The 24,756-nt window shown below is 52.4% G+C and carries 25 protein-coding genes; 11 read left to right on the top strand and 14 right to left on the bottom strand.

The window, feature by feature from the left end:
• Positions 1-23: 23 nt before the first annotated feature.
• Entirely contained in the window at positions 24-845 is an 822-nt protein-coding gene (locus EYY67_RS12895) for an alpha/beta fold hydrolase (protein ID WP_095923898.1), read from the bottom strand.
• A gap of 325 nt (positions 846-1,170) precedes the next feature.
• Here EYY67_RS12895 and EYY67_RS12890 point away from each other — a divergent pair, with 325 nt between their 5' ends.
• From EYY67_RS12890 to EYY67_RS12880, 3 genes are all read left to right on the top strand, one after another.
• Positions 1,171-1,812 carry a hydrolase gene (locus EYY67_RS12890; protein ID WP_131693675.1) on the top strand — a complete coding sequence of 214 codons (642 nt, stop codon included), beginning with the start codon at positions 1,171-1,173 and terminating at the stop codon, positions 1,810-1,812.
• A 104-nt stretch (positions 1,813-1,916) separates the two neighbouring features.
• Positions 1,917-2,336 (top strand): DoxX family protein, encoded by a 420-nt coding sequence (locus tag EYY67_RS12885; protein WP_095923896.1) that lies wholly within the window; start codon positions 1,917-1,919, stop codon positions 2,334-2,336.
• Positions 2,337-2,441: 105 nt separating this feature from the next.
• Complete coding sequence (locus EYY67_RS12880) at positions 2,442-2,633, top strand: MFS transporter (protein WP_232770324.1); 192 nt, start codon at positions 2,442-2,444, stop codon at positions 2,631-2,633.
• 36 nt (positions 2,634-2,669) lie between these two features.
• Here EYY67_RS12880 and EYY67_RS12875 read toward each other — a convergent pair whose 3' ends face one another.
• Positions 2,670-3,578 (bottom strand): LysR family transcriptional regulator, encoded by a 909-nt coding sequence (locus tag EYY67_RS12875; protein WP_131693674.1) that lies wholly within the window; start codon positions 3,576-3,578, stop codon positions 2,670-2,672.
• 139 nt (positions 3,579-3,717) lie between these two features.
• Here EYY67_RS12875 and EYY67_RS12870 point away from each other — a divergent pair, with 139 nt between their 5' ends.
• Complete coding sequence (locus tag EYY67_RS12870) at positions 3,718-4,026, top strand: antibiotic biosynthesis monooxygenase (RefSeq protein WP_095923893.1); 309 nt, start codon at positions 3,718-3,720, stop codon at positions 4,024-4,026.
• A gap of 120 nt (positions 4,027-4,146) precedes the next feature.
• On the top strand, positions 4,147-4,998 hold the full coding sequence (gene cho / locus EYY67_RS12865) for an excinuclease Cho (RefSeq protein WP_119825404.1): 852 nt from the start codon (positions 4,147-4,149) through the stop codon (positions 4,996-4,998).
• A gap of 67 nt (positions 4,999-5,065) precedes the next feature.
• Here the strand turns inward: cho and gorA are convergent, their stop codons facing one another.
• From gorA to EYY67_RS12835, 6 genes are all read right to left on the bottom strand, one after another.
• A complete protein-coding gene (gene gorA, locus EYY67_RS12860) occupies positions 5,066-6,418 on the bottom strand; it encodes a glutathione-disulfide reductase (protein ID WP_095923891.1) in 1,353 nt (450 codons plus the stop codon).
• 165 nt (positions 6,419-6,583) lie between these two features.
• Positions 6,584-7,426 carry a 23S rRNA (adenine(2030)-N(6))-methyltransferase RlmJ gene (locus tag EYY67_RS12855; RefSeq protein ID WP_013573521.1) on the bottom strand — a complete coding sequence of 281 codons (843 nt, stop codon included), beginning with the start codon at positions 7,424-7,426 and terminating at the stop codon, positions 6,584-6,586.
• Between the two features lie 80 nt (positions 7,427-7,506).
• Positions 7,507-8,235, bottom strand: coding sequence for a GntR family transcriptional regulator (locus EYY67_RS12850; RefSeq protein WP_131693673.1), 729 nt, complete (start codon positions 8,233-8,235; stop codon positions 7,507-7,509).
• A gap of 91 nt (positions 8,236-8,326) precedes the next feature.
• Positions 8,327-9,364: an oxidoreductase gene (locus EYY67_RS12845; protein WP_131693672.1), complete on the bottom strand. Its 1,038-nt coding sequence runs from the start codon at positions 9,362-9,364 to the stop codon at positions 8,327-8,329.
• Positions 9,365-9,391: 27 nt separating this feature from the next.
• Positions 9,392-10,645: a PTS sugar transporter subunit IIC gene (locus tag EYY67_RS12840; RefSeq protein ID WP_131693671.1), complete on the bottom strand. Its 1,254-nt coding sequence runs from the start codon at positions 10,643-10,645 to the stop codon at positions 9,392-9,394.
• A 15-nt stretch (positions 10,646-10,660) separates the two neighbouring features.
• Positions 10,661-11,971: a 6-phospho-beta-glucosidase gene (locus EYY67_RS12835; protein WP_131693670.1), complete on the bottom strand. Its 1,311-nt coding sequence runs from the start codon at positions 11,969-11,971 to the stop codon at positions 10,661-10,663.
• A gap of 336 nt (positions 11,972-12,307) precedes the next feature.
• Here EYY67_RS12835 and prlC point away from each other — a divergent pair, with 336 nt between their 5' ends.
• Positions 12,308-14,368, top strand: a complete 2,061-nt coding sequence (gene prlC, locus EYY67_RS12830) for an oligopeptidase A (RefSeq protein WP_131693669.1) — start codon at positions 12,308-12,310, stop codon at positions 14,366-14,368.
• A 9-nt stretch (positions 14,369-14,377) separates the two neighbouring features.
• Positions 14,378-15,124, top strand: a complete 747-nt coding sequence (rsmJ, locus tag EYY67_RS12825; RefSeq protein WP_095923886.1) for a 16S rRNA (guanine(1516)-N(2))-methyltransferase RsmJ — start codon at positions 14,378-14,380, stop codon at positions 15,122-15,124.
• 78 nt (positions 15,125-15,202) lie between these two features.
• On the opposite strand, the gene EYY67_RS12820 is transcribed toward rsmJ, so the two are convergent.
• From EYY67_RS12820 to uspA, 3 genes are all read right to left on the bottom strand, one after another.
• Positions 15,203-15,565, bottom strand: a complete 363-nt coding sequence (locus EYY67_RS12820) for a hypothetical protein (RefSeq protein ID WP_014333459.1) — start codon at positions 15,563-15,565, stop codon at positions 15,203-15,205.
• A gap of 38 nt (positions 15,566-15,603) precedes the next feature.
• Positions 15,604-15,897, bottom strand: a complete 294-nt coding sequence (locus EYY67_RS12815; RefSeq protein WP_131693668.1) for an ADP-ribosyl-(dinitrogen reductase) hydrolase — start codon at positions 15,895-15,897, stop codon at positions 15,604-15,606.
• Positions 15,898-16,125: 228 nt separating this feature from the next.
• Positions 16,126-16,566, bottom strand: coding sequence for a universal stress protein UspA (gene uspA / locus EYY67_RS12810; RefSeq protein ID WP_014333460.1), 441 nt, complete (start codon positions 16,564-16,566; stop codon positions 16,126-16,128).
• Positions 16,567-16,904: 338 nt separating this feature from the next.
• On the opposite strand from uspA, the gene uspB reads away from it, so the two are divergent.
• Positions 16,905-17,240: a universal stress protein UspB gene (gene uspB / locus EYY67_RS12805; protein ID WP_095923883.1), complete on the top strand. Its 336-nt coding sequence runs from the start codon at positions 16,905-16,907 to the stop codon at positions 17,238-17,240.
• A gap of 210 nt (positions 17,241-17,450) precedes the next feature.
• Here the strand turns inward: uspB and pitA are convergent, their stop codons facing one another.
• Positions 17,451-18,956 (bottom strand): inorganic phosphate transporter PitA, encoded by a 1,506-nt coding sequence (gene pitA, locus EYY67_RS12800; protein WP_131693667.1) that lies wholly within the window; start codon positions 18,954-18,956, stop codon positions 17,451-17,453.
• Between the two features lie 321 nt (positions 18,957-19,277).
• Here pitA and EYY67_RS12795 point away from each other — a divergent pair, with 321 nt between their 5' ends.
• Both EYY67_RS12795 and EYY67_RS12790 read left to right on the top strand, forming a co-directional pair.
• A complete protein-coding gene (locus EYY67_RS12795; protein ID WP_119825392.1) occupies positions 19,278-20,486 on the top strand; it encodes a BaiN/RdsA family NAD(P)/FAD-dependent oxidoreductase in 1,209 nt (402 codons plus the stop codon).
• A gap of 93 nt (positions 20,487-20,579) precedes the next feature.
• Positions 20,580-21,551 (top strand): FKBP-type peptidyl-prolyl cis-trans isomerase N-terminal domain-containing protein, encoded by a 972-nt coding sequence (locus tag EYY67_RS12790; protein WP_131693666.1) that lies wholly within the window; start codon positions 20,580-20,582, stop codon positions 21,549-21,551.
• 60 nt (positions 21,552-21,611) lie between these two features.
• Here EYY67_RS12790 and EYY67_RS12785 read toward each other — a convergent pair whose 3' ends face one another.
• Positions 21,612-22,496 (bottom strand): LysR substrate-binding domain-containing protein, encoded by an 885-nt coding sequence (locus EYY67_RS12785; RefSeq protein ID WP_119825388.1) that lies wholly within the window; start codon positions 22,494-22,496, stop codon positions 21,612-21,614.
• 135 nt (positions 22,497-22,631) lie between these two features.
• Between EYY67_RS12785 and EYY67_RS12780 the strand changes: the two genes are divergently transcribed.
• Positions 22,632-22,898 carry a hypothetical protein gene (locus EYY67_RS12780; RefSeq protein ID WP_095923878.1) on the top strand — a complete coding sequence of 89 codons (267 nt, stop codon included), beginning with the start codon at positions 22,632-22,634 and terminating at the stop codon, positions 22,896-22,898.
• A gap of 145 nt (positions 22,899-23,043) precedes the next feature.
• Here EYY67_RS12780 and olsF read toward each other — a convergent pair whose 3' ends face one another.
• Positions 23,044-24,744, bottom strand: a complete 1,701-nt coding sequence (gene olsF, locus EYY67_RS12775; protein WP_131693665.1) for a bifunctional ornithine lipid synthase OlsF — start codon at positions 24,742-24,744, stop codon at positions 23,044-23,046.
• Positions 24,745-24,756 lie beyond the last annotated feature (12 nt).

The raw sequence follows: 24,756 nt of genomic DNA, 5'->3' as shown, positions 1-24,756 counted from the left end.
CTTTTTTATTTCTGCGCCCTGATTTATTTACCGCTCAGGAACGCCAGTAAATCTTCATTCAGCTGATCCTGATGGGTAACCGCAAACCCGTGCGGTGCGCCTTCATAAACTTTCAGCTCTGAATTCTTAATCATTTCTGCGGCCAGTTTGCCGGTGGCTTCAAACGGCACGATCTGGTCGGCGCTGCCGTGGATCACCAGCGTCGGCACGGTGATTTTCGCCATGTCCGGGCGGAAATCCGTCTCGGAGAATGCGGTCACACAATCAACGGTGCCTTTGAGCGATGCCATCAGCGCGATGTTCAGCGTCTGGGTCATTATGCCGTCAGAAACGGTCATGCCCTGATTGGTGCCGTAGAACGGCGTCGCAAAGTCACTGATAAATTGTGCGCGGTCTTTCAGCAGACCGGTTTTGATGCCGTCGAACACCGATTTATCCACGCCCTGCGGATGATCTTCCGTCTTAATAAACAGCGGCGTCACCGCGCCTAACAACACCAGACTGGTGACACGTTCTGAGCCGTAACGGCTGATATAACGCGTCACATCGCCGCCACCCATTGAGAAACCGACCAGCGTGACATCATGCAGATCGAGATGTTCGATCAGGTCGTTGATATCGGACGCGAAAGTGTCGTAGTTGTAACCTTCCCACGGCTGTTCTGAACGGCCAAACCCGCGACGGTCAAAGGCGATAACGCGATAACCGCGATCAGCCAGGAAATTCATCTGGCTGTCCCACATATCGGCGTCCAGCGGCCAGCCGTGGCTGAATAATACCGGCTTACCTTTGCCCCAGTCTTTAAAATAAATTTGAGTGCCGTCTTGGGTATTGAATGTGCTCATGTTTATTTCCTCAGCGATTGTTTTTGCAGGTTTTGCGTATTGTGTGTTGTGTTGCAATCAACATTAGGCGTGGCGGGGAAATATTGCTAACAGGTTATTTTTGACAAGTCGTTAAAAGATTTTGGTGTTCCTATCATTATGAAAAATAGGCGTATTCATGACTGTTTATATAGGGAATACCCTGTCAAAAAAATCTGAACAAGTTGCCAAATTCTTTCCGCTATCTGCTTTTCGACTCCTGACCTATTGTTAATTCCAGCAGCACAACAACACAACGTTAAATACAAACACACAACCCAACAATGCACTCTGAGAGGAAATGAAAATGTCTAAATTCGATTTGCTGGACCCACAGAATTCCACCCTGATTTTCATCGACCATCAGCCACAAATGTCTTTCGGCGTCGCCAATATCGATCGCCAGCAGCTTAAAAATAATACAGTCGCTCTGGCTAAAGCGGGCAAAGTTTTTAACGTGCAGGTGATTTACACCTCGGTGGAAACGGAAAGCTTCAGCGGCTACATCTGGCCGGAACTGCTGGCGGTTCACCCTGACGTGAAACCGATTGAGCGCACATCAATGAATTCCTGGGAAGACGCGGCATTCGTCAAAGCCGTTGAAGCCACAGGCCGCAAAAAACTGATTATCTCTGCCTTGTGGACAGAAGTCTGTCTGACATTCCCGGCGCTGATGGCGATGAAAGAAGGCTACGAAGTGTATGTGGTGACCGACACTTCCGGCGGCACCAGCGTGGATGCCCACGAACGTTCCATCGACCGTATGGTGCAGGCCGGTGCCATCCCGGTGACCTGGCAGCAGGTTCTGCTTGAGTACCAGCGCGACTGGTCCCGTAAAGAAACCTACGACGCGGTTATGGATCTGGTTCGTGAGCACAGCGGTGCCTACGGTATGGGCGTCGATTATGCCTACACCATGGTTCACAAAGCGCCACAGCGCCAGGGTTAATACCGGCATCCTTCGCTTGCCGCCTTCCTGCCGCGCGAATGATGAGGTATTAAAATTAACAGGCCGGAACCGCGCCTTGAGCAGGTTCCGGCAGGAGAGAAATCATGCGTCACGCCCCTGTTTCCAGTCTGTCGGCTCCGGTTGTCCCTTTCCCGGTTATCCGCTGGTTTGCCCTGCTGGCCCTGTGTGCCGCGTATTTGCAGGGCGGTATCGTCAAGTTGTTCGATTTTTCCGGTGCCATCGCTGAAATGCAGCACTTCGGATTATCGCCTGCCGCGCCAATGGCTGCCGCAGTCATTGTGCTGGAACTGGGAGCCTCTGCGCTGATCCTCTCCGGGCGATATCGGTGGGCTGGCGCGCTGGCGCTGGCACTGTTTACCTTCTGCGCCAATTTTATGGCGAATGCGTACTGGCAGGTTTCCGGCCATGAACGCGCGATGATGATGAACGGATTCTTCGAACATATCGGGCTGGCCGGTGCGTTTGTCTATGTCGCATGGAATGATATTAAGGGGCGGGTATGAGCCAGAACAGTGTCGCGGGCGGGGCGTTTTCACCGCTGAAACAGGGATTATTCGCCACGATCTGGGTGGCGACCATCCCCGGCAATACCGGCAGCTGTCGCGCTGATGCAAACCGCCGCCACGCTGATGGGGCCCGCCTGGCAGGCGATTGTGCCGGAACTGGTGAAGTCCTGGCACGAACATTTGCGTCAGCATCAGCGTGTGTCGCATGCGGATGCCGATCTGCAAAGCGAGGTAACGCGTTATCATCGCGGTGAGAACAAACCGCAGATGCATCACTATCTGTCGGTGCGTTAGCCAGAGTAAAAAGCCGCATGATGCGGCTTTTGTTTTTCAGTCCTGGCTGTACACCGCCGCAATGCCCTCGAAATCCTGCAAATTTTCGCGCCACCACATCGCCGCATTGCCGGTGGCATTTTCGTTCCAGGCCATAAATGCCTGATCGCGGCGGGTTTCGGTATCGAGACGGCGCTCAACCAGCGCACCGCTTGCCAGATGTGGCGCGGCCAGATAACGCGGCAGATAGCCGCAGCCCAGCCCGGCAATCTGTGCATGAACTTTGGCGTTAAAGTCATGAACGCTGAGCATCTTCTGCTCATCCAGCACCCGCAAATCCGCACCTGTCCCGTGACGCGACGTGTCATGAACCACCACGGCGCGGTACTGACGGATTTGCTCGCGCACCAGCGGTTCCGGCATTGCGGCGAGCGGGTGATGCGGCGCAACCGCAAACACATATTCCAGCCAGCCGATCGGGCGGTATTCGATGCCACTGCGGGTGACCGGTTCCTGCACGGCACCGAAAACAATGTCGGCCTCGCCATAACTCAGGGCTTCCCAGCACCCGGCGAGCACGTCGTGGCGGAACAATAACTGTGTGTGCTGATGCTCGGCGTAAAAACGGTCAATCAGCGGCGCCAGCAGGGCGAACGGCACTGAGGCATCGACGCTGATGGTCAGTTTGCTTTCCCAGCCGCTTTCCACGTATTGCGCCTGTTGTTCCAGTTCGCTGACGGCGCGCAGCAGCACGCGGCCCTTTTCCAGCATCAGGCGACCGGTCGGCGTGAAGGTCGCGCGATGTCCGGAGCGGTCCAGCAGTTTAATGCTCAGATCACTTTCCATTTTCTGCACGGTATAACTCAGTGCCGACGCGGTTTTAAACAGTCTGGCGGCGGCTGCGGCAAAGGTGCCGTGTCTGTCCAGCGCATCCAGGATCAGCAGCGCTTCAAGGCTTAATCGCATTATTCTTCCCCACCCCAAAATTGTTTAACAACAACCCAAAATATTTCCGTTATCAATAGCCGTGCGGATTTCGTATCGTTTATGAATATAACGCAACATTCAGTTAACCAGAATACCGGTTACTCAGAAGGAATATCCCATGGCTTATCCACATCAACCTGAACAGATCACCCTGGTGATCACCCACGGCGTACGGCGGGATAAGCTGGCGGAATACGAAAGCTGGCTGGAACAGCTGAAGACGGATGCGGCACGGTTTCCCGGTTATCAGAATGTGAATATCCTGCGTCCGGTGCACGGTGAAACCACCTACACCGTGCTGGTGCGGTTTGATAACGTCGATAATCTGTATCTGTGGATACAATCCGATCAGCGCGACACCCGCGAGGCGGCGTTAGGTAACCTGCTGAGCGGACAGGAATATATCGGGATGCGTACGCAGGCGTGAGTTCCGCCGTGCAATATTTACACACTGATTATTTCGCAAAGGTTGAAGGCTGTATAAAACGCCAGTATTATCTGACCGTTTTCTATACGACATTTATCCGGTTAAAGCAGGTCAGCTATTTTGTGGAATCCCGAAAAAGAGCTTTTTACGGAGCTTTATCAGTACCCTGAACACCTTCGCCATACCTTAGAAAATTTACCCGGCAGCAGCGGCGTCTATATTTTTTACGGCGACGACAACGCCTTTCCGCTGTATATCGGCAAAAGTGTGAATATCCGCAGCCGCGTAATGTCGCACTTCCGCAATCCTGCCGAAGCCAAACTTCTGCACATGACCCGCGATATTGAATTCATCAAAACGATCGGTGAAGTGGGGGCGTTGTTGCTGGAATCGGATCTGATTAAAACCCGGCGACCGCTGTTTAATAAGCGTCTGCGCACCGCCCGCAAACTGTGCTCTATCCGCCTTCAGGCGCTGACGGCCAGCATTGTGTTCAGTGATGACGTGGATTTTTCGCACAGTGAAGATCTGTTTGGCCTGTTCAAAACGAAGATGTCGGCACTGGAAAAGCTCCGTGATATCGCCGATCAGGAAAAACTCTGTTACGGCGCACTGGGGCTGGAAAAAGGGGCAAAAAACCGCGCCTGTTTCCGCTTCTCACTGGGAAAATGTGCCGGAGTCTGTTGCGGTAAAGAATCGCCGGAGGCCCATCAGGCGCGCCTGCGGGAAGCGCTCAGCGCGTTAAAAATCCGCAGCTGGCCGTATCCGGGCCGCATCGCCATCGCCGAAGAAGCCAACGGGCTGACGGATTATCATGTCATCAATCACTGGTTCTATCTGGGCACCGTCAGCACACTGGAAGCCGCTAAAGCATTCGATATCGCCGTGCCCCATTTTGACCGCGACAGTTATAAAATTCTCTGTAAGCCACTGTTCGAGGCGGACAGTTCGAAAGTGATTTTGCTGGACTGAAGGTAATAAAAAAGGCTGCCGGTGGCAGCCTTTCAATTCATCGCGCTTTCAGCGCAATGCCCGCGAATTAACGCATGGTCACAAACTCTTCCGCGCCGGTCGGGTGGATAGCGACGGTGTTGTCGAAGTCTTTCTTGGTTGCGCCCATTTTCAGTGCGACCGCGAAGCCCTGCAACATTTCGTCCATGCCATAACCGATACCGTGGATGCCGACGATTTTCTCTTCAGCACCGACGCACACCAGTTTCATGCGGCATGGCTGGCGGTGCTGCGTGACGGCGGTGTACATGGCGGTGAATGCGGATTTATAGACTTTCACGTTCTCTTCGCCGAATTGCTCTTTCGCCTGCGGTTCGGTCAGGCCGACCGTACCGATTGGCGGGTGGCTGAACACCACAGTGGCGATGTTGCTGTAATCCAGATGCTCATCAGGTTTGTTGTTAAACAGACGCTCAGACAAACGACGGCCTGCGGCAACCGCAACCGGCGTCAGTTCAACGGCACCGGTGTTATCGCCCACCGCGTAAATACCTTTTACGCTGGTGTTCTGGAACTTATCGACGACGATGTAACCTTTATCGTTTGTTTTCACGCCGGTGGCTTTCAGGTTGAAATTGTCCGTTTCCGGTTCGCGGCCAATCGCCCACACCAGACTGTCCACTTCAAATTCCTGGCCGTTTTCCAGTTTCAGCGTCAGGCTGCCATTGGCATTTTTCACCACTTCTTTCGGAATGGATTCTTTATGCAGCGCCGGGCCTTCGGTTTCCATCACTTCCACCAGCGTCTCGACGATCAGTGGATCGAAAGTACGCAGCGGCGCGTGTTTACGCACGAACAGATGCGTTTCGGCACCCAGCGCGTTCATCACACCGGCGATTTCCACCGCGATGTAACCTGCGCCAACGACGGCAACACGTTTTGGCATTTCGGTCAGATCAAAGAAACCGTCTGAATCGATGCCGTATTCCGCACCCGGAATATCCGGATGGCTCGGACGGCCACCGGTGGCGATCAGGATGTGATCCGCTGTGATCTTCTCGCCGTTCACTTCAACGGTATGATCGTCAACGAAACGTGCGAAACCTTTAATCACGTCAACGTTGTTTTTGCCCAGCACGTTGTCGTAAGAAGTGTGGATGCGGTCGATATAGGCGGTACGGTTGGCGACCAGCGTTTTCCAGTTAAAGCTGTTCACGGTGGTGTCAAAGCCGTAATCCGGGCCGTAATTGCGGATCGCTTCCGCGATTTGCGCAGCGTGCCACATCACTTTTTTCGGGACACAACCCACGTTGACGCATGTGCCGCCCAGCTCTTTAGCTTCGATCAGCGCGCATTTTTTCCCATACATGGCTGCACGGTTGATTGATGCGATACCGCCGCTGCCGCCGCCAATTGCCAGATAGTCATAATGTTTGGTCATCGTTTTATCCGTAAGTTGTGAAAAATGGAGACACTGATTCAGCGTCGTTAATCTCAAAATTTGGTTAAGAGTTTAACGTGTTGTGGAAAAGATTGGATCAATGATTGCGATAGGTTTGATAGCTGAGACCTTTGAAAAAGGCCTCAGCGAGGGGAAAAGCTTTACTTACTCAGGCACAACCCAGTTAACCGTAGTATGACCGGTACCGGAAGGCACCAGCACTTTGAGCAACCACGGCAGCACGTTGTTCATCTGCTGCTCGAGTTTCCACGGCGGGTTAATCACGATCATGCCGGAAGCGGTCATGCCGCGCTGATCGCTGTCCGGGCGCACGCCCAGTTCGATTTGCAGGATGCGGCGGATGCCGGTCGCTTCGAGGTCACGCAGCATTTTCTTGATTTGCTGACGCATGACGACCGGATACCACAGCGCGTAAGTGCCGGTGGCAAAACGCTTGTAGCCTTCCTGAATACCTTTTACCACGTCCTGATAATCGGTTTTCATTTCGTACGGCGGGTCCATCAGGATCAGGCCACGGCGTGAAGGCGGTGGCAACTGGGCTTTCAGCTGCTGATAACCGTCAGCGCGCGCAACGCGGGTGCGGTCATCTTTCTGGAATTCACTGCGCAGCAGCGGGAAATCGCTCGGGTGCAGTTCGGTCAGGTGCAGCTTGTCGTCTTCGCGCAGCAACTGACGGGCAATCAGCGGCGAACCCGGGTAATAACGCAGATTTTCATTGCGGTTGAAGTGATTGACGACCGACATGTAGGCCGCCAGTTCTTCAGGAATATCATCACGCTGCCAGATGCGCGCGATGCCTTCCAGATATTCGCCCGTGCGTTCGGCGTGTTCGCCGCTCAGCTGATAGCGCCCGGCACCCGCGTGGGTGTCGAGATAAAGGAAGGGTTTTTCTTTTTCTTTCAGAGATTCAATGATCAGGCTCTGAACGGTGTGTTTCAGGACGTCGGCATGGTTGCCGGCGTGAAAACTGTGGCGGTAACTCAACATAACTTTATTGTTCCGGAGTGGCGTATTGCCGACAGTATAAACTGTTTGCCCCCTTCATACTTCACGTTGCAGGGTTGATCTTACTTTCCCACCCAGCTGTTCTTGATTTTAAATTTGTCTGCGCGGTTATAACCGATTGAGTAGTTGAAGGTTTTTCCGTCTTCCAGTTTGGTAATACCCGACACTTTCAGCATCGGCAGACCGGTTTCAATCTCAAGCAGTGCGGAAAGCGTGTCGTCAAACAGCGAGGCTTCGATCACCGAGTTGTAGAATTTAATTTTCCGGCCGGTTTTATTTTCAATGAATTCATATAAAGAGGCATGTTGTAAAACCGATTCAGGAATAGTGTCGATCACTTTGCAGGGAATATAGGAGTCTTCGATCAGGACCGGCATATTATCCACCAGCCGGATGCGGCGGATATAATGGACCTCATCATTTATATCAATATCTAACTGGCTGGCGATTGCGTCACCGGCTTTGATGGTCTGCAAACTGATTAAGCGGCTGGAGACTTTAACGTTATCTTTAAATTCACGCGAAAAACCGAGAATAGAATCGCTGGTGCCGTTATTGAGCAAATAAACGTTGTCTTCAATCACTTTGGTGACATACATCCCTTTGCCATGAATACGTTCGATAAAGCCTTCCTGCTCCAGCATGTGCATGGCTTTTTGCAGCGTCACGCGTGTCACTTCATAATGGACGGCCAGCTCCCGCTCGGAAGGGATTTTGTCCCCGACCCGATATTCTTTATTGAGGATCGCCTGCTTCAGGCTGTTTTTAATATCAATGTAACGGGCGGCCATGGGCGTAACTTCTTCATGTCAGGGTTTATTTTTGAGCAGTATAGACACATGCCCTGCTGACCGGAAGCTTCCGCTCCCGGCCTGCGGGGTTTTAGCGAAGCCTGATCAGCGCGGGCGCGGGTTGTTCAAATGCCCGGTGCAGAATTTCCATTGTGGTCATTACCTCAGCGGCTGGCACATATGGCGCACGTCCCTGACATATCGTGGCACAGACGGCGTCATAAACGCGGCCATAATCGCCGTTGCCCGCATCGACATGTTCGGTAAGGGTGTGGCCGTTGTCATCAATGTATTTCAGCACGCCATATTCCATTTCCTGACCAAAATCCGGTGTGCCCGGTAATTTCCCGGCTTTCAGACAGGTTTCCTGCTGATCGATATTCAGTTTAATAAAGGAGCCTTTTTCCCCGTGAAGAATAAATTTCGGGTAAGGCTGCATCACCAGATGGCTGCATTTAATTATGGCTTTGGTTTCACCGTAATAAAGTTGCAGTTCAAAAGTATCGTCAGGATTGTTTTTATTTCTCACCGAACGGATGTCGTAATGCACATGTTCTGGCCGTCCGAACAGGCTGACGACCTGATCGACAAGATGCACGCCCAGCCCGTAAAAAGCGCCATGAGTATAATCTGCCGGGGCATCAGGCGCGTCAGGACGGAAGTAATCGAAATGACTTTCGAACTCGACAATGTTACCCAGCACGCCGCTGCTGATGACTTTTTTAGCCGCTAAGAAGCAACTGTCGAAGCGCCGGTTCTGATACGGCGTGACCGTCAGCCCTTTTTCGGCGGCAAGCGCGAATAACGATTGTGCCTCGGCCAGCGTCCGGGTAAAGGGCTTTTCGACAATGACGTTTTTCCCGTGCTCAAGGCACAGTTTTGCGTAATCGTAATGGGTTTGCGGCGGCGTACACAGCGTGACCAGCGTAATGCTTTTATCATGCAGGATATCGTTCAGGTCATCGGTAAACCGGATCCCCTGATAAGCCTCTTCTTTTTCACTCTCCGGGCGACGGGCGATATCGAAAATCGTTTTAACCTGAAACGTCTCGCGTCGCTGCAAAACGTAAGGCAAATGGTAGCGCATCGCGCTTTTTCCAAATCCCACAAAAGCACAGTTTATTTTCATGATGTCTCCTTCCGTTTTTGCCTGCATTTATGCGCTGACCTGCGCAGCATTAACCGGGACTGCGGCTTCTTCCTGAGCCAGCTGTTTCTTTTCCATCAGCCGGAAGAAGGGATAATAAATGATTGTCGAAATAATAATCATGACGCCTGACCACAAAGCCGCCGGAATATTGCCGCCGGTGGCGAAATAACCGTTCAGCAAAGGCGGCATCGTCCAGGGGATTTGTAATACCGGGCGACCGATAATATTAAAGGTCATCAGAAAATATGACATGGTGCATAACAGCATCGGCGTGATAATTAACGGCAACATCATCAGCGGGTTAAATACCATCGGAACGCCGAAAATCACCGGCTCATTGATACAAAACAGCGAAGGCGCAAATGACATCCGGCCCAGCGATTTGTAATAACGACTTTTCGACACCATCATCGCCAGCACCAGTCCCATTGTCGCGCCGGACCCGCCGGTACAGATGAAGAAGTTATAGAAGCCTTCGGCGAAGATATGCGGTATCGGCTGGTGGCTGAGATAGGCCTGGGTATTTTCCACAATAAACTTCAGGAATATCGGCGCGGTAATGCCTGACAGCACGTTGGTGCCGTGAATGCCGCAGCACCAGAGCAGTGAGATCAGAAAGACCAGTATTAACATGCCGGGCAGCGTGCCTAAGCCGATAACCAGCGGGCTGAGGATCAGCGTGAAGAATGCGTTGATATCAAAATGCAAAATTACCCGCACAAACCACACCAGCGCCAGACAGACAATCGCCGGTATGACGCTGACAAAGGATTGCAGCACGGCGGGTGGCACGTTGTCCGGGAGCCGGATATAGATCTTATGCTGGATAAAAAAGCGAATGATATAGACGGTGAGGATGGAAAGAATAATGGCGGAGAATAACCCCGCCGCGCCGAGATTATCGACGTTCAGCGTGTAGTCATCATTTAGTTGCGCCATCAGGAACACGGCGACGGTAATCGCACAGCAGGTCAGCCCGTCGAGCTTATAATGTTTCGCCAGATTATAACTGATACCCATTGCCGAAATTAAACCAATAATTCCGAAGGTGACCAGCACCGGGGCATTTAATGCCTCACCAAAAGTGCCTAAATATTCCGTCCATCCGGGAATAGGCAGGTTGGCGATAATTAAGAAAATACTGCCGGAAATAATAAACGGCAGTGTCAGCGTAATGCCGTTACGCACCGCGACCAGAATAACGTTATCCCCGACCCTGACCAGACACGGCACCAGCCGTGATTCTATGAATTTCATCATAATGATTTATGCCCGTTATTGTGGATATTGCGGCAGAAAAGGCCGGTTAACCGCCAGGTATTCGTCGAGAATTTTTTCGGCGATATTCACCGATGGCATCAGCGGATGCACCGAAAGCGCCATTAATGCCGTGGAATAATCGCCGGTCACGGCGGCTTCGATGGTGAGTTCCTCAAAGGCTTTTACGCTCTGGATCAGGCCACGGATTTTCACCGGCAAACGCCCGTAAGCCAGCGGATGCGCGCCCTGACGGTCAATCATGGCGTTGGTTTCTACCACACTGTTTTCGTCGAGATCCGGCGTTGCACCGCGATTGAGCGTATTGACGACGTGGATCTCCTGCTTGTTGTTATAAATTGCGCTGATGATTGAACAGGCGGTATCCGAGTAATATGCGCCGCCCCGGCTTTCCAGTTCTTTGGGTTTGCTCTCAAGTTGCGGGTTCTTATAGATTTCAAAAAGCTGGCGTTCAATTTCCCGCGTCTGTTCACCGCGGGTGCCGTGCGTCTGACTGTCTTTCACGCTGTGCGCCACCATTTCCCGGCGCAGATAGAAATATTTCAGGTAGGAAAGGGGATAAAGCCCGAGCGCGCGGAGAAAGGCCGGCGGCAGGCCGGTTTCGGGAATGTTTTTCAGTTGATTCTGGCCGTTGCCTTGTGCCAGTTTTTCAATAAATTCGGCCGTGACGTCATGACCGCTGACGGCGATCTGATCGGCAAAAATCAGATGATTCAGCCCCATCACGCGGGCATACACGTCTTCACGCCGGACGTCATACACCTTCGCGATATCCATCATCATGCTGTTCGCACCGCTGCAAATGCCCAGCGTTTTGATGGACGAATATTTTTCGATGGCTTCAGTAACAATCCCTGCCGGATTGGTGAAATTAATCAGCCACGCATCCGGGCACAGTCTTTCCATATCGCGGCACAAATCTAACAGCACGGGGATGGTGCGCTGCGCCTTCATAAAGCCGCCCGCGCCGGTGGTTTCCTGCCCGAGAACGCCGTATTTCAGCGGGATCGCTTCATCGTGAATACGGGCTTCCTGCTGGCCGACGCGCAGCTGAGTGGTGACGAAATCCGCATCACGCAACGCGGCATCACGGTCGGTGGTCAGATGCACCGTCATCGGCAGCCCGGCTTTTTTGACCATCCGCTGTGCCAGCGCACCGACGATTTTCAGCTTTTCCTCTCCGGCGGCGATATCCACCAGCCAGAACTCTGAGACCGGTAATTCGGCGTAGCGGCGGATAAAGCCGTCGATCAGTTCCGGGGTGTAACCTGAGCCGCCGCCCAGCGTGACGATTTTGAGTGTTTTCATTCCCTGCCAACTCCCTGTTTTGTAGAAAAACCATACTGGCGTATGCCAGATGACAGAAAGCTAGCACGAATAACCTTTCTGTAAACAGGGTTTACCGCGCGGGCACAGACAAAGATGAAAATTGCGAGGCAGGTCTTGCTGCAACCTGATAATTCGAGCGTGAGTGATTGATAACGTGAATATCTGTGGCGGCCGGGGGAAATCGCCGTCAGCCATTGATTTCCCCGCAACTTGACCGCATGTTAGAAGTTACGTCATCTTTAAGACGACCCGAATTCACGGCGTGGTGCGCCACCGGCGCATCAGCCCCAAACGCTATTACGAAGGACTGGCCCTATGACTGAACAGCAAAACGCGTCGAATCCGCTCTTACAACCGTTCTCCCTGCCTCCTTTCTCTGCGATCAAGCCTGAACATATTGTCCCTGCGATGAAATCCGCGATCGAAGAAAGCCGTCAGACTATTGAACGTGTGGTCGCGCAGGGCGCGCCTTATACCTGGGAAAATCTGTGTCAGCCGCTGGCCGAAAGCGACGATCGCCTGAGCCGCATCTGGTCGCCAGTCGGGCATCTCAATGCCGTCAAAAACAGCCCGGAACTGCGTGAAGCCTACGAGCAGTGCCTGCCTATTTTGTCTGAATTCAGCACCTGGACCGGGCAGCATGCCGGTTTGTATCAGGCATACCGCGATTTAAAAGACAGCGAACATTTCAGTACGCTGTCCCTGGCGCAGAAAAAAGCCATTGATAACGCGCTGCGTGATTTCGAGTTATCCGGCATTGGTTTGCCGATGGAAAAACAAAAACGCTATGGCGAAATTTCCGCGCGTCTGTCTGAGCTGGGTTCGACCTACAGCAACAACGTGCTCGATGCCACTATGGGTTGGAGCAAATTAATCACTGATGAAAACGACCTGAAAGGTCTGCCGGAAAGCGCACTGGCGGCGGCGAAAGCGCTGGCAGAATCGAAAGAGCAGGAAGGCTGGCTGTTAACGCTGGATATCCCGAGCTATCTGCCGGTGATCACTTACGGCGAAAACCGTGAGCTGCGCGAAGAAATGTACCGCGCGTTTGCGACCCGCGCTTCCGATCAGGGGCCGAATGCCGGTAAGTGGGATAACAGCGAAGTGATGGCCGAAGAACTGGCGCTGCGCCACGAACTGGCCCAGCTGTTAGGTTTTGAATCCTACGCGGATATGTCTCTGGCCACCAAAATGGCCGAAAGCCCGAAACAGGTGATCGACTTCCTGAGCGGTCTGGCAAAACGTGCGCGTCCGCAGGGCGAGCAGGAGCTGGCGCAACTGCGTGCCTTCGCCAAAGAACATTTCGGCGTGGATGAGATGGAAGCCTGGGATTTGCCGTTCTACGGTGAAAAACAGAAACAGCATCTGTTCTCCATCAACGACGAGCAGTTACGCCCTTATTTTCCTGAGCAGCGTGCGCTGGAAGGGTTGTTCGAAGTGGTGAAACGCATTTACGGCATCACCGCCAAAGAACGTAAAGACGTCGAAACCTGGCATAAAGACGTGCGTTTCTTCGACCTGTTCGATGAAACCGGCGACCTGCGCGGCAGCTTCTATCTCGACCTGTACGCCCGCGAACACAAACGCGGTGGCGCATGGATGAACGACTGCGTCGGCAGTATGCGTAAAGCCGACGGCGAACTGCAAAAACCGGTCGCGTACCTGACCTGTAACTTTAACGGCCCGGTGGGCAACAAACCGGCGCTGTTCACGCATAACGAAGTCACCACGCTGTTCCATGAGTTCGGTCACGGCCTGCATCATATGCTGACCCGCATCGACACCCCGGGAGTGGCCGGTATTTCCGGTGTGCCGTGGGATGCCGTCGAACTGCCAAGCCAGTTTATGGAAAACTGGTGCTGGGAGCCGGACGCACTGGCGTTCATCTCCGGTCATTTCGAAACCGGCGAACCGCTGCCGAAAGAAATGCTGGATAAAATGCTGGCGGCGAAAAACTATCAGGCGGCGCTGTTTATCCTGCGTCAGCTGGAGTTCGGCCTGTTCGATTTCCGCATGCACGCGGAATACGATCCGGCGAAAGGCGCGCAAATCCTGCAAACTTTGGCAGAAATCAAGAAACAGGTTGCCGTGGTGCCGTCACCGTCATGGGGACGCTTCCCGCACGCCTTCAGCCACATTTTTGCAGGCGGTTATGCGGCCGGTTACTACAGTTATCTGTGGGCAGAAGTGCTGTCTGCCGACGCCTATTCCCGCTTCGAAGAAGAAGGGATTTTCAACCGCGAAACCGGTCAGTCGTTCCTGGATAACATCCTGTCGCGTGGTGGTTCCGAAGAGCCGATGGCGCTGTTCAAACGCTTCCGCGGGCGTGAGCCGCAGCTGGATGCTATGCTGCGCCACTACGGAATCAAAGGATAACCTCTGCCTGTGAGTGTGTGTTTACTGTGTGAAGAAGGCGCCGATGAAGGCGCCTTATCTGTTCTGGCGCAGCGCTGGAGCCTGACGTCTGACCCGGATGCCGTGATGGCGCTGGTGCTGACGCCTGAACGTCTGGAATTACGCAAACGTGACGAGCCAAAACTCGGCGCGATCTATGTCGATTTCGTCGGCGGCACCATGGCGCACCGCCGAAAATTCGGCGGCGGGCGAGGTGAGGCGGTAGCCAAAGCCGTCGGCATCAAAGGCAGCTATCTGCCGGATGTGGTCGATGCGACCGCCGGACTGGGTCGTGATGCGTTTGTGCTGGCGTCGCTGGGCTGCAAGGTGCGGATGCTGGAACGCAATCCGGTTGTCGCGGCATTGCTCGATGACGGGCTGGCGCGTGGCTATCGTGATGCAGAAATCGGCCCGTGGCTGCGTGAGCGCATGACGCTGCTGCACGCCTCCAGCCTGACCGCGCTGGCGGAACTGTCGCCTAAACCGGAAGTGGTGTATCTCGACCCGATGTATCCGCACAAACAGAAAAGTGCGCTGGTGAAGAAAGAGATGCGGGTATTTCAGGGATTAGTCGGCCCTGACGAAGATGCCGATGGCCTGCTGGAACCGGCACGCCGGTTAGCGACAAAACGCATTGTCGTGAAACGCCCGGACTATGCTCCGCCAATGGCCGACATCGCCGCACAGGCCGCAGTGGTGACCAAGAGCCACCGGTTTGACATCTATACGCCGTTATAGACAGCCGCTGTTGTAAAAATCACAACGAGATGAAACAGAAACCAGAACGCACTGCACATACGTTCTGGTTTCTAATTTTCATGCCTGATTACGCAAATCTTCAATAAACTCAGTGACCGGCACGGTTTTTTCGCGATCACGCTGTGCTTCGTCGATCTTGTTTAGCTGGTCAATCAGGATCTTTTTCATTTCCGCTTCTGCAAAACGCGTAAGCAAATCCCTGACCATTGGCTGGTAGCCAATCTGATGATGTGCCGCGATAGTTTTCAGGTTACTGAGCAGCGATTTTTGCAGCCTGATAGAGATCGCCTGAAGTTCCATCATGTCATCGAACTCAGCCGCAAGAGAGGGGGAGATTGCCTCTGCGTGTTCTTCGGATGCACCCAGATCGCGGTTATCCCACATGTCTGCATTATCCTGAGCGTCGTGGCGGGTTGTCATAATGTCTTCCTCTAAATTATGGGTGTTACTGCCGGTTTTCACAGAGCACCTTTACTGGCGTAAATTCGCCTTTCAATCTCGTTAGGTTCAAAAGCGGACTTCAGCTGTGCCGGAAGCCCGTTGTGGGGTGGGATAAAGCAGATTTTAAGCGTCCTTCCCCTGTTCGTTTCAGCAATAAACCACAAGGTGGGTGGCGTTGTCTGATGCTGCTCGCGGATATCCTTCAGATAATTGCCCTCGCGGTTTGCAAAGCATTCGAAGACTTCTTTTTCCACAACACTGTGTTTTACGAGCAATTTCTCTTTCACTGCCGGTGAAAACTTGATTTTCATAATACATCCTGTATGAAAAGCTTCGTCCGTATATACCCATTATTTTTATTTATTATTCATAATAAACAAATGGATGTGAATTATATCTGAATATAAAAACATACTGTATATACAGGCTACGCGCTTGCTCACAGATTAACCAGTTTTTTGCGGCTAAAAGACAAAAAAAATGCCCGCCGGTTTTCACCTGCGGGCATTTTTATGTCAGCGTTAACGCAATAATACGTCTTACGCTTCTTCTTCCTCATCACGCAAAGGCACGATCAGCATGTCGATATGAACGGTGTTGATCAGCTGGCGTGCGGAAGACATCAGCTTGCTCCAGAAATCCTGGTGATGGCCGCACAGCACTAAGTCCACGCCATATTTGTTGATGGCATCGACCAGCACCTGCGCCAGATCACCGCTGCCGCTCAGGGTTTCTGAAATCGGATAGCCGGCATTTTGCGACAGTTCATTTAACGCGTGATGCGTTTCTTCGGAAATACGTTTCTGCATGTCACCCAGATTAACGTCGATCAGGCCGGTATACAGGTCTGAATAGTTCACATCGACGTGGATCAGGGACACTTTGGCGTTATACGGACGCGCCATGGAAACGGCTTTTTCGACCAGAACTTTGCTCTCCGGCGACAGGTCCACAGCAATAAGTATGTGTTTGTAAGCCATAAGAAAACTCCTTCCATAAGTCAGTAAATAGCAAGATCAGCATCATGCGAATGTCATGACTTCAGTATAGCGCCAAAATGGCCAAATAAATCAAGCATACAGATCCCATTTCCATATCTGAAAATCTATAGATGCAAATAATATGAACAGTTCCGCATTCATTTCCTACACTGAATAATGCAGGCTTCTCCTGCTTTGGCAATCTTCTGTGATACGAAAAGAGGGCGGACGCAGGTTGTCCGGAGGTGTGAAATCGCGGAAAGGCAGGGCGAAACGTCGGGTATGCGCCGGTAAGCAGAGGTGCATTGCGCGGGGTCAGTTCGCCTTGAGGGGGAATCATGATCAGTCCCGTTGCGCTGTTTTGGGCTTTATGTTTTGTGTGTGTAGTGAATATGCTGCGCTATTACTCTTCTTTGCGCGCATTGCTGGTGGTCCTGCGGGGGTGCGATCCGCTGCTGTATCAGTACGTCGATGGCGGGGGATTTTTTACCTCTCACGGTCAGCCCGGCAAGCAAATAAGGTTGGTGCGCTATATTTATGCTCAGCGCTACGTTGAACATCACGATCCTGAGTTTATCCGCCGTTGTGAACGGGTCCGCGGTCAGTTTATCCTGACAACTGCACTGGTCGGATTAATATTGATCAGTATGTTAGCGATGCTGATCTGGTATTAGCATACCCTTCGTACTTGACGCTGCAGCGGCGTTAGCGGCTCTCGTTCACCCGAATCACTGACCTGTGTCAGCTCATCGGGATTCTCTCGCTTGCTGCCTTGCTGCAACTCCAATTACTTTGGTGATGAATTAGGGAGGATGTGTGAAAAAGGAAACAAAAAAGGCGACCTGCTGAGCAGAGTCGCCTTTTTAATGCCGGTCAGATAAGGATCAGATCAGCTTCAGCGCAATCCAGTACAGGACACCGGACAGCACAATCGACACTGGCAGGGTTAAGATCCACGCCATGGCGATGTTTTTCACCGTCTTCGACTGCACACCGCCGCCATCCACAATCATGGTACCTGCAACCGCAGAAGACAGTACGTGCGTGGTGGAAACCGGCATGCCGGTGTAACTGGCCACGCCGATAGACAGCGCCGCCGTCAGCTGGGCAGACAGGCCCTGTGCGTAGGTCATGCCTTTCTTACCAATCTTCTCGCCGATAGTGGTCGCCACACGTTTCCAACCAATCATGGTACCGATGGCCAGTGCGAGCGCCACAGCGATGATGATCCAGATAGGCGCGTATTCAACCGTCTGCAGAATGTCGGTTTTCAGCTCGCCGAGGAAGCGTTTGTCCGCCGCGGAGGTTTCCGGCAGCTTCGCGACTTTATCCGCAGTATCAGAAACACACATCAGCAGACGACGCATATGGCTGCGTTCTTCCGGTGACAGGTCGCTGTAGGACTGCAAATTGGTCAGCAGGGTCTGAGCGCGCCCAATGGCGTCAAGTGCGTGGCTGCTGTCGCAGTGGAACACTTTCGGCTCGTCGGTAGGCGCAATGTTGACGTCCGGTGCAGGCACCAGCGGCGTCAGCGCAACGACGTGTGGGACGGCATCCACATGCTGCTGATAGTACTGACCGAGGTGCGTCACGGCATCGCGGGTACGGGTAATGTCGTATCCGGTCGCGCTCATGTTCACCACGAAACCTGCCGGTGCCACACCGATCAAGACCAGCATGATCAGGCCGATACCTTTCTGGCCGTCGTTTGCGCCGTGAGAGAAACTCACGCCGATAGCCGACAGGATCAGGCCAATACGGGTCCAGAATGGCGGCTTCTTCTTGCCGTCTTTCTTTTCACGTTCAGCAGGCGTCAGGTGGATACGGGCATGTTTCTTGTTGCCACTCCAATAACGGCGCAACAGGAAAATCATGGTGCCTGCCATAATCATCCCGACCAGCGGTGAGATAATCAGAGAGGCAAAAATGCCGATCATTTTCGGGATGTTTAACGCATCGACCACAGACGTGTGGGTCATTAATGCATTGGTCAGCCCGACGCCAATGATGGCACCAATCAGCGTGTGGGAACTGGACGCCGGCAGGCCAAAGTACCAGGTGCCGAGGTTCCAGATGATCGCCGCCAGCAACATAGAGAACACCATGGCGAGGCCATGTGCGGAACCTACGTTAAGCAGTAAATCGGTTGGAAGTAAATGGACGATGGCATAGGCCACACTCAAACCACCGAGCAGGACGCCAAAGAAGTTAAATACCCCTGCCATCACGACCGCTAATTGCGAACGCATTGCCCGGGTATAGATGACGGTTGCTACTGCGTTGGCTGTGTCATGGAAACCATTAATGGCTTCGTAGAACAGAACAAACAGTAACGCGAGAATCAATAAAGAACCGGTATGAATATCCAATCCGGCAAATAGATGCAGCATAATTGTTACGCCAGTTAGTGGTCATGAACGCCGCGCATTATCTGCGAGAACAGGGGGACGGGAAAAGGAAAATATGACATTTTTTTGACTAAAAACAGTTCAATATTTGGCTTTGTTTCAATTAAATTTTTATTTATCAAAACGTTATTCCCTCTTTACTCACAGAAACATTTACTTACGACGTTCAGAAAGCGGACAGTCTGGCTGGTCTAAGCGGCGGCTGTCCCTTACAATCCGCGGCATCATGCGGCCTGAACGCCCATCGGTAAGGGGTAAACCCTATCTAAAACGTAGTTGAATTTTCATAAAGAGAGGCCAAAAGTGGAACAGGTTGATGTGGTAGTCATTGGTGCAGGTGCGGCGGGTATGTTCTGCGCAGCACAGGCCGGACAAGGTGGCTGCCGGGTTCTGCTGCTGGATAACGGGAAAAAAACCGGGCGTAAAATTCTGATGTCAGGCGGCGGACGCTGCAATTTCACTAACCTTTACGCCGAACCCGCTGCCTATCTTTCCGAAAACCCGCATTTTTGTAAATCCGCGCTGGCGCGTTATACCCAGTGGGATTTCATCGATATGGTCAACCGCTACGGCATCGCCTGGCATGAGAAAACCCTCGGTCAGTTGTTCTGTGATGATTCTGCCCAGCAAATTGTGGCAATGCTCGATAAGGAATGCGAACTGGGTCATGTCGATGTGCGTCTGCGCAGCGAGATTTCCGACGTTCAGAAAACCGAAGAGGGCTTTATTATCAAGGTGAACGGCTCAACTGTAAGTACTCACTCACTTGTGATTGCCAGCGGCGGACTTTCCATGCCGGGACTGGGCGCTTCGCCGTTTGGATACCGTCTTGCCGAACAGTTTGGTTTGAAAGTCCTGCCGACCCGCGCCGGTCTGGTGCCTTTTACCCTGCATAAACCGCTGCTGGATCACTTACAGACGCTCTCCGGCGTGTCAGTGCCTGCGGTACTGACGGCGGAAGATGGCACCGTTTTCCGTGAAAGCATCCTGTTCACCCATCGCGGCATGTCCGGCCCGGCGGTTTTACAGCTTTCAAGTTACTGGCTGCCTGGCGAGTTTGTGAGCGTTAACTTACTTCCTGATGTCGATCTGGCGGCGTTTCTGAATGAACAGCGTCAGGCACATCCGAATCAGAGCCTGAAAAATACGCTGGCGATGCAACTGCCAAAACGTCTGGTCGAATGCCTGCAAACCCTCGGTCAGTTACCGGATGTCACGCTGAAGCAACTGAATGTGCCGCAGCAGGCCGAACTGGTTGAACAACTGCAAAACTGGCAGGTGCAACCGAATGGCACCGAAGGCTACCGCACGGCAGAAGTGACGCTTGGCGGCGTCGATACCAAAGAATTATCCTCAAAAACCATGGCTGCCGCTAAGGTGCCGGGTCTGTATTTCATCGGCGAAGTGGTGGACGTCACCGGCTGGCTGGGCGGTTATAACTTCCAGTGGGCCTGGAGTTCGGCGTGGGCATGCGCGCAGGATCTGATGGCGCGATCGTTTGCGGTGAAATGATTTTTAGCGCCTCCCCCTGCGAAGGGGAAGGCAGGGAGGAAATCTGCGTCATATTTATCAGCAACCTACAATCAACAATTCACAAGGAAAGTTATGGACCTCTCACGCCCTAAAGGACTTTATCTGTTCAGCCTCCTGACATTGTCGGGGTTTGCTTCGTCTTCAAATGCGGCTGAACAGGCTGCGGTGGAGACGCCACCGGCCGCGCTCACCGCTCCGGCTGTTGTGGTGCCGGAGAAACCGGTGAAAGCTGATGAGACAGCGCCTGCGCCAGCTCAGGCAGTCAAGCCGGATGCGGTACCGGTTGAGACGTCAGACGCGACAGCGCAAGCAGCTGCGGAACCTGCTGCTGCACCGCCGGTGAAAGCGTCGCCTTCTGAAGAGGTGACCGCAGAAAGTATTAAAGCGGCGGGTATTGAACCTGCACCGGCAAACATGCTGGAAAGTGAAGAGCAAAAGCGGGCGTATGCCAGCGGTGTCATGCTGGCGCACTTTATCGAGGAGCAACTCGCGGTGCAGAAAAATCTGCATATCACCCTGAATAAGAATATTTTGCTGGCCGGTATCGCAGATACGTTTAGTCATCAGGGCAAGATGAGCGACGAAGATATCCGTCTCACCATGTCCACGTTTGATGAGCAGGTCAAAGTGCTGACGCAGGCGCAAAATGCGAAAAAACAGGCGGCAGATAAAGCCTATATTGAGGCTTTTGCAAAACAGGAAGGCGTCAAAAAGACGAAGCAGGGTTTATTATATCTGATTGATAATAAAGGTGAGGGTCCGGCGCTGAAGAATACGGATACCGTGCAGATCAATTATAAAGGCACCCTGGTTGATGGCACCGTCATTGACGGGCCGCAGGTCGATAATGCTTATCAGATTTTCCGCATTTCGGAAATGCCGCCTGTGTTGCGTGACAGCGTGAAATTAATTCGTAAAGGGGGGCAGGTAACGGTGGTGATCCCGCCATCCACACTCGAAAACGCGAAAGACGACAAAGGTGCATCGCCGCTCAATACCGTCGTGATTTACACCATTGCTGTGGCGGATGTGAATAAGCCATAAATGAATGTCTGAGCGGCCGGATGATATTTTCTCGCAGGTTATTGCGCTGAAAATGATTATCTACTTTTTCAATAGCTGGATAATTCTTTCCAGCCGCTCATCATTTTTCGCCTTGCTGTGAATATAGGCATAAATATCCAGCGTATCTTCTTCCATCCAGGGGATTTCTACCCTGCGCAGGGCGAGATGTGCCGGGATATGTTTGAGCAGAAACGCCGGGAAAAACATAACAAAATCACTTTTCTCAATGCAATAAAGCATATTGAGCAACGAGTTAGAGCGATAACGGATATTTCTCTGATGGGACAGGCCATAAAGTTTTTCAGGAAGATAAGCATTGGTCTCGGCAGAGCTGAGTACAATATGTTCTTCGGCCATCCATTGCTCGCTGCTGAGCTTATTTTTAATTCGCGGATGCCCGTCACGGCACAAACCGATGATCCGCGACTGGGCGATTTTGGTCGAAATAAACGAGTGGTTAAGCCTAATGGCGGAACCAATATCAATATCGACTTCCCGGGAGACCAGCGCGGTGACCCGCTGATCTTCGAGCATGATGCGGTTGTTAAATGTAAAATTAAGTTCTTCCGGAAATCTGTTGTTTTCTAATAATTTATCCATCAGATAATATTCAATCATCGTGTTGGTGCGGATAATAACATTAGAGATTTCAGGGGTTACATCCGTCGTGATCATCACGGAATGCGATATTTCTTCGTCAATCTTCTTAAAGGAAGGATAAAGCTGGTTCGCGAGCGGCGTGGCTTTAAGTCCTTTCACGGATTTGAAAAATAACGGATCATTATAATAATCACGCAGTTTATTTAATGCATAGGTCAGTGTGGGCGATGATATGCCCAGCGCCTGTGCGGATTTTGTCATGCTTCTTGTTTCAAAGATCAGGACCAGGGTTTTTATGAGGTTATAGTCAAATTTATTGTTCATATTTTCTTTCTAATCAAAGGCATAAGATGGGTAATGAAAATATTTCAAATCACGACTTCGAAAAAACTCTATTGAGTATCCGGCCAGTGAAATGCCTAATAACACCCATGGCCGAACTGATGAAAAGAAGGTGTGATGAAAGTCCTGACTGATAAATCCAATTTTGAGAAATGGTTTATGGAAGATTTTTTAAATATCAACCATAACCCTTTGAATGCTTCGATCTTCACTGATGAAGAATTAGAAGAGGTTCTCACTGAATCTGTGCCGGACTCCTTTCCCTGCCTGGCTTTTATTGACGAACAAAGCGTATATTCCGGTGGGAATCAGGTGCGGTTTGTCTATAAAGAAGAAATAAGGGTAATGCAAAAATTGCTGGAAGAAAATGGCGTAATTTACTAAACAAGCGAAAAATCATTACAATAAAATAACCAAAATATGCGGAGAGAATATATTGGTTATATATATTGATGCGGTGAATGGTTTGCCATAAAAAGGGCGCAATTTTTTGCGCCCTTTTTGTTTCTGAATCACGCTGCCAGCAGCGTCAGTGATGCACCCCAATATATCGCTCAAATTTGGCCGGTTTTAACTGGCTGAGATCCACCAGCACCAGCCCGTCGATGCAGTGACTGAACTCAGGATCACTGCCGAAATCAATAAACTGCACGCCGCCGGTTTCGCAAAGTTCGGAATACTGTTTATACAGTGCCGGAATACTGCACCCGAGATTCGCCAGCAGGCGTTTCAGGCGCTGTAAATCTTCCTGATAATTATCACCGCAAAACTGCGCCAGCACGTCGGGCAGCGAGGCCGGATAAGGGCGTCGTGAGGTCGCCAGCGGCAGCGTCGGCGGGAAATAAAGCCGGTAGAACGCCACCAGCAGATCGCGAGCCGGCAACGGCATACCGCCGGAAATCGACACCGGTCCGAACAGATAACGGGTCTGCGGATATTTCGCCAGATACGCCCCGATACCAAGCCACAGATAATCCAGCCCGCGCTTGCCCCAGTAGGCGGGCTGAATAAAGCTGCGTCCGAGTTCGATACCCTGCGCCAGGATCGGATCCATCTGATGGCCGTACTGAAACAGGCTCTGGCTGTAGATGCCGTTCAGCCCTTTGCTGGCGACGTGTTCTGCGGTGGGGATAAACCGGTAAGCGCCGACAATTTCCAGCGCCTGCGGATCCCATAACACCAGGTGATAATAATCGTCATCATAGCCGTCGAGATCACGACGGCGGCCGCTGCCTTCGCCTACAGCGCGGAAGGCGATTTCACGTAAACGCCCCAGCTCGCGCAAAATCGGCACGGTGTCTTCGCCGTGGCGGCGGTAGAGATAAATCATCTTGCCGTCGGGCGTCTTGCCCAGCACTTCGCTGGCTTCCAGTGCGTGTTTCAGCACCGCGCGGTCTTCCGCACGGGCAATGGACGTTTCGGTATGGAACAACCCCGGCTTGCCCGCGCCGAGACGGTAAAGATGTTTGCGGAAACGTGCCGCCAGATCGCCCGCCTGCATCTGGCCGTCGTGCCAGCCTGAGTAGGGGATGCGTGCGCCAATTTTGAGTGTCAGGCTGTTGCCGCGCTGACCAAACATCTCATGCACCAGCAGCAGTGTGCTGAGCGGTCGGTAAATCATTGAGCTGAGATAAAACAGCGCGCTGTTGCTGCCGCTGATATGCACCGGGACCACCGGCGCACGGGCTTTGGCGGCGAGACGGATAAAACCGGTGTGCCATTTGCCGTCGCGCACGCCTTTGCTGCTCATTCGTGAGACTTCGCCCGCCGGAAACACAATCAGCACGCCCTGATTTTCCAGATGCTCCTGCATTTGCGTCACCTGATTGCGCCGCGTGCGGTTGCCCATGTTATCCACCGGGATCATCAGACTGCCGAGCGACGAGACCAGCGACAGCAACTGATTTGCCACCACTTTGACGTCCGGACGCACCGACGCCACGGCGTGCAGAAGCGCCAGTCCGTCCAGCGTTCCGATCGGATGGTTCGCCACAATCACCACCGGGCCGTAACTCGGGATTTGTTCCCGGTCGCGTTCGGTCAGTTCACAGCGGATGGCAAAATGCTCAAGCACCTGCTCGGCCATATCAATCCCTTTCAGGTGCCGGTACTGGTCGGCAAAGCGGTGGAACTCTTTTTCGCGGAACAGGATTTTTAACAGACGGCGTTGCCAGGAAGGGGTTTTTTGCTGCGGGTCGAGATCCTGAAACAGGGTATCCATGCTGAACATAGGATGTCCTCC

Origin of the sequence: Rahnella victoriana (assembly GCF_004330295.1) — a bacterium.
Classification (GTDB): domain Bacteria; phylum Pseudomonadota; class Gammaproteobacteria; order Enterobacterales; family Enterobacteriaceae; genus Rahnella; species Rahnella victoriana.
This window is presented reverse-complemented; position numbering and strand designations above follow the sequence as displayed.

Coding starts and splice junctions, on each gene's coding strand:
- EYY67_RS12895 (WP_095923898.1), bottom strand. CDS start 845: ATGAGCACATTCAATACCCAAGACGGCACTCAAATTTATTTTAAAGAC.
- EYY67_RS12890 (WP_131693675.1), top strand. CDS start 1,171: ATGTCTAAATTCGATTTGCTGGACCCACAGAATTCCACCCTGATTTTC.
- EYY67_RS12885 (WP_095923896.1), top strand. CDS start 1,917: ATGCGTCACGCCCCTGTTTCCAGTCTGTCGGCTCCGGTTGTCCCTTTC.
- EYY67_RS12880 (WP_232770324.1), top strand. CDS start 2,442: ATGCAAACCGCCGCCACGCTGATGGGGCCCGCCTGGCAGGCGATTGTG.
- EYY67_RS12875 (WP_131693674.1), bottom strand. CDS start 3,578: ATGCGATTAAGCCTTGAAGCGCTGCTGATCCTGGATGCGCTGGACAGA.
- EYY67_RS12870 (WP_095923893.1), top strand. CDS start 3,718: ATGGCTTATCCACATCAACCTGAACAGATCACCCTGGTGATCACCCAC.
- gorA (WP_095923891.1), bottom strand. CDS start 6,418: ATGACCAAACATTATGACTATCTGGCAATTGGCGGCGGCAGCGGCGGT.
- EYY67_RS12855 (WP_013573521.1), bottom strand. CDS start 7,426: ATGTTGAGTTACCGCCACAGTTTTCACGCCGGCAACCATGCCGACGTC.
- EYY67_RS12850 (WP_131693673.1), bottom strand. CDS start 8,235: ATGGCCGCCCGTTACATTGATATTAAAAACAGCCTGAAGCAGGCGATC.
- EYY67_RS12845 (WP_131693672.1), bottom strand. CDS start 9,364: ATGAAAATAAACTGTGCTTTTGTGGGATTTGGAAAAAGCGCGATGCGC.
- EYY67_RS12840 (WP_131693671.1), bottom strand. CDS start 10,645: ATGATGAAATTCATAGAATCACGGCTGGTGCCGTGTCTGGTCAGGGTC.
- EYY67_RS12835 (WP_131693670.1), bottom strand. CDS start 11,971: ATGAAAACACTCAAAATCGTCACGCTGGGCGGCGGCTCAGGTTACACC.
- prlC (WP_131693669.1), top strand. CDS start 12,308: ATGACTGAACAGCAAAACGCGTCGAATCCGCTCTTACAACCGTTCTCC.
- EYY67_RS12820 (WP_014333459.1), bottom strand. CDS start 15,565: ATGACAACCCGCCACGACGCTCAGGATAATGCAGACATGTGGGATAAC.
- EYY67_RS12815 (WP_131693668.1), bottom strand. CDS start 15,897: ATGAAAATCAAGTTTTCACCGGCAGTGAAAGAGAAATTGCTCGTAAAA.
- uspA (WP_014333460.1), bottom strand. CDS start 16,566: ATGGCTTACAAACACATACTTATTGCTGTGGACCTGTCGCCGGAGAGC.
- uspB (WP_095923883.1), top strand. CDS start 16,905: ATGATCAGTCCCGTTGCGCTGTTTTGGGCTTTATGTTTTGTGTGTGTA.
- pitA (WP_131693667.1), bottom strand. CDS start 18,956: ATGCTGCATCTATTTGCCGGATTGGATATTCATACCGGTTCTTTATTG.
- EYY67_RS12790 (WP_131693666.1), top strand. CDS start 20,580: ATGGACCTCTCACGCCCTAAAGGACTTTATCTGTTCAGCCTCCTGACA.
- EYY67_RS12785 (WP_119825388.1), bottom strand. CDS start 22,496: ATGAACAATAAATTTGACTATAACCTCATAAAAACCCTGGTCCTGATC.
- EYY67_RS12780 (WP_095923878.1), top strand. CDS start 22,632: ATGAAAGTCCTGACTGATAAATCCAATTTTGAGAAATGGTTTATGGAA.
- olsF (WP_131693665.1), bottom strand. CDS start 24,744: ATGTTCAGCATGGATACCCTGTTTCAGGATCTCGACCCGCAGCAAAAA.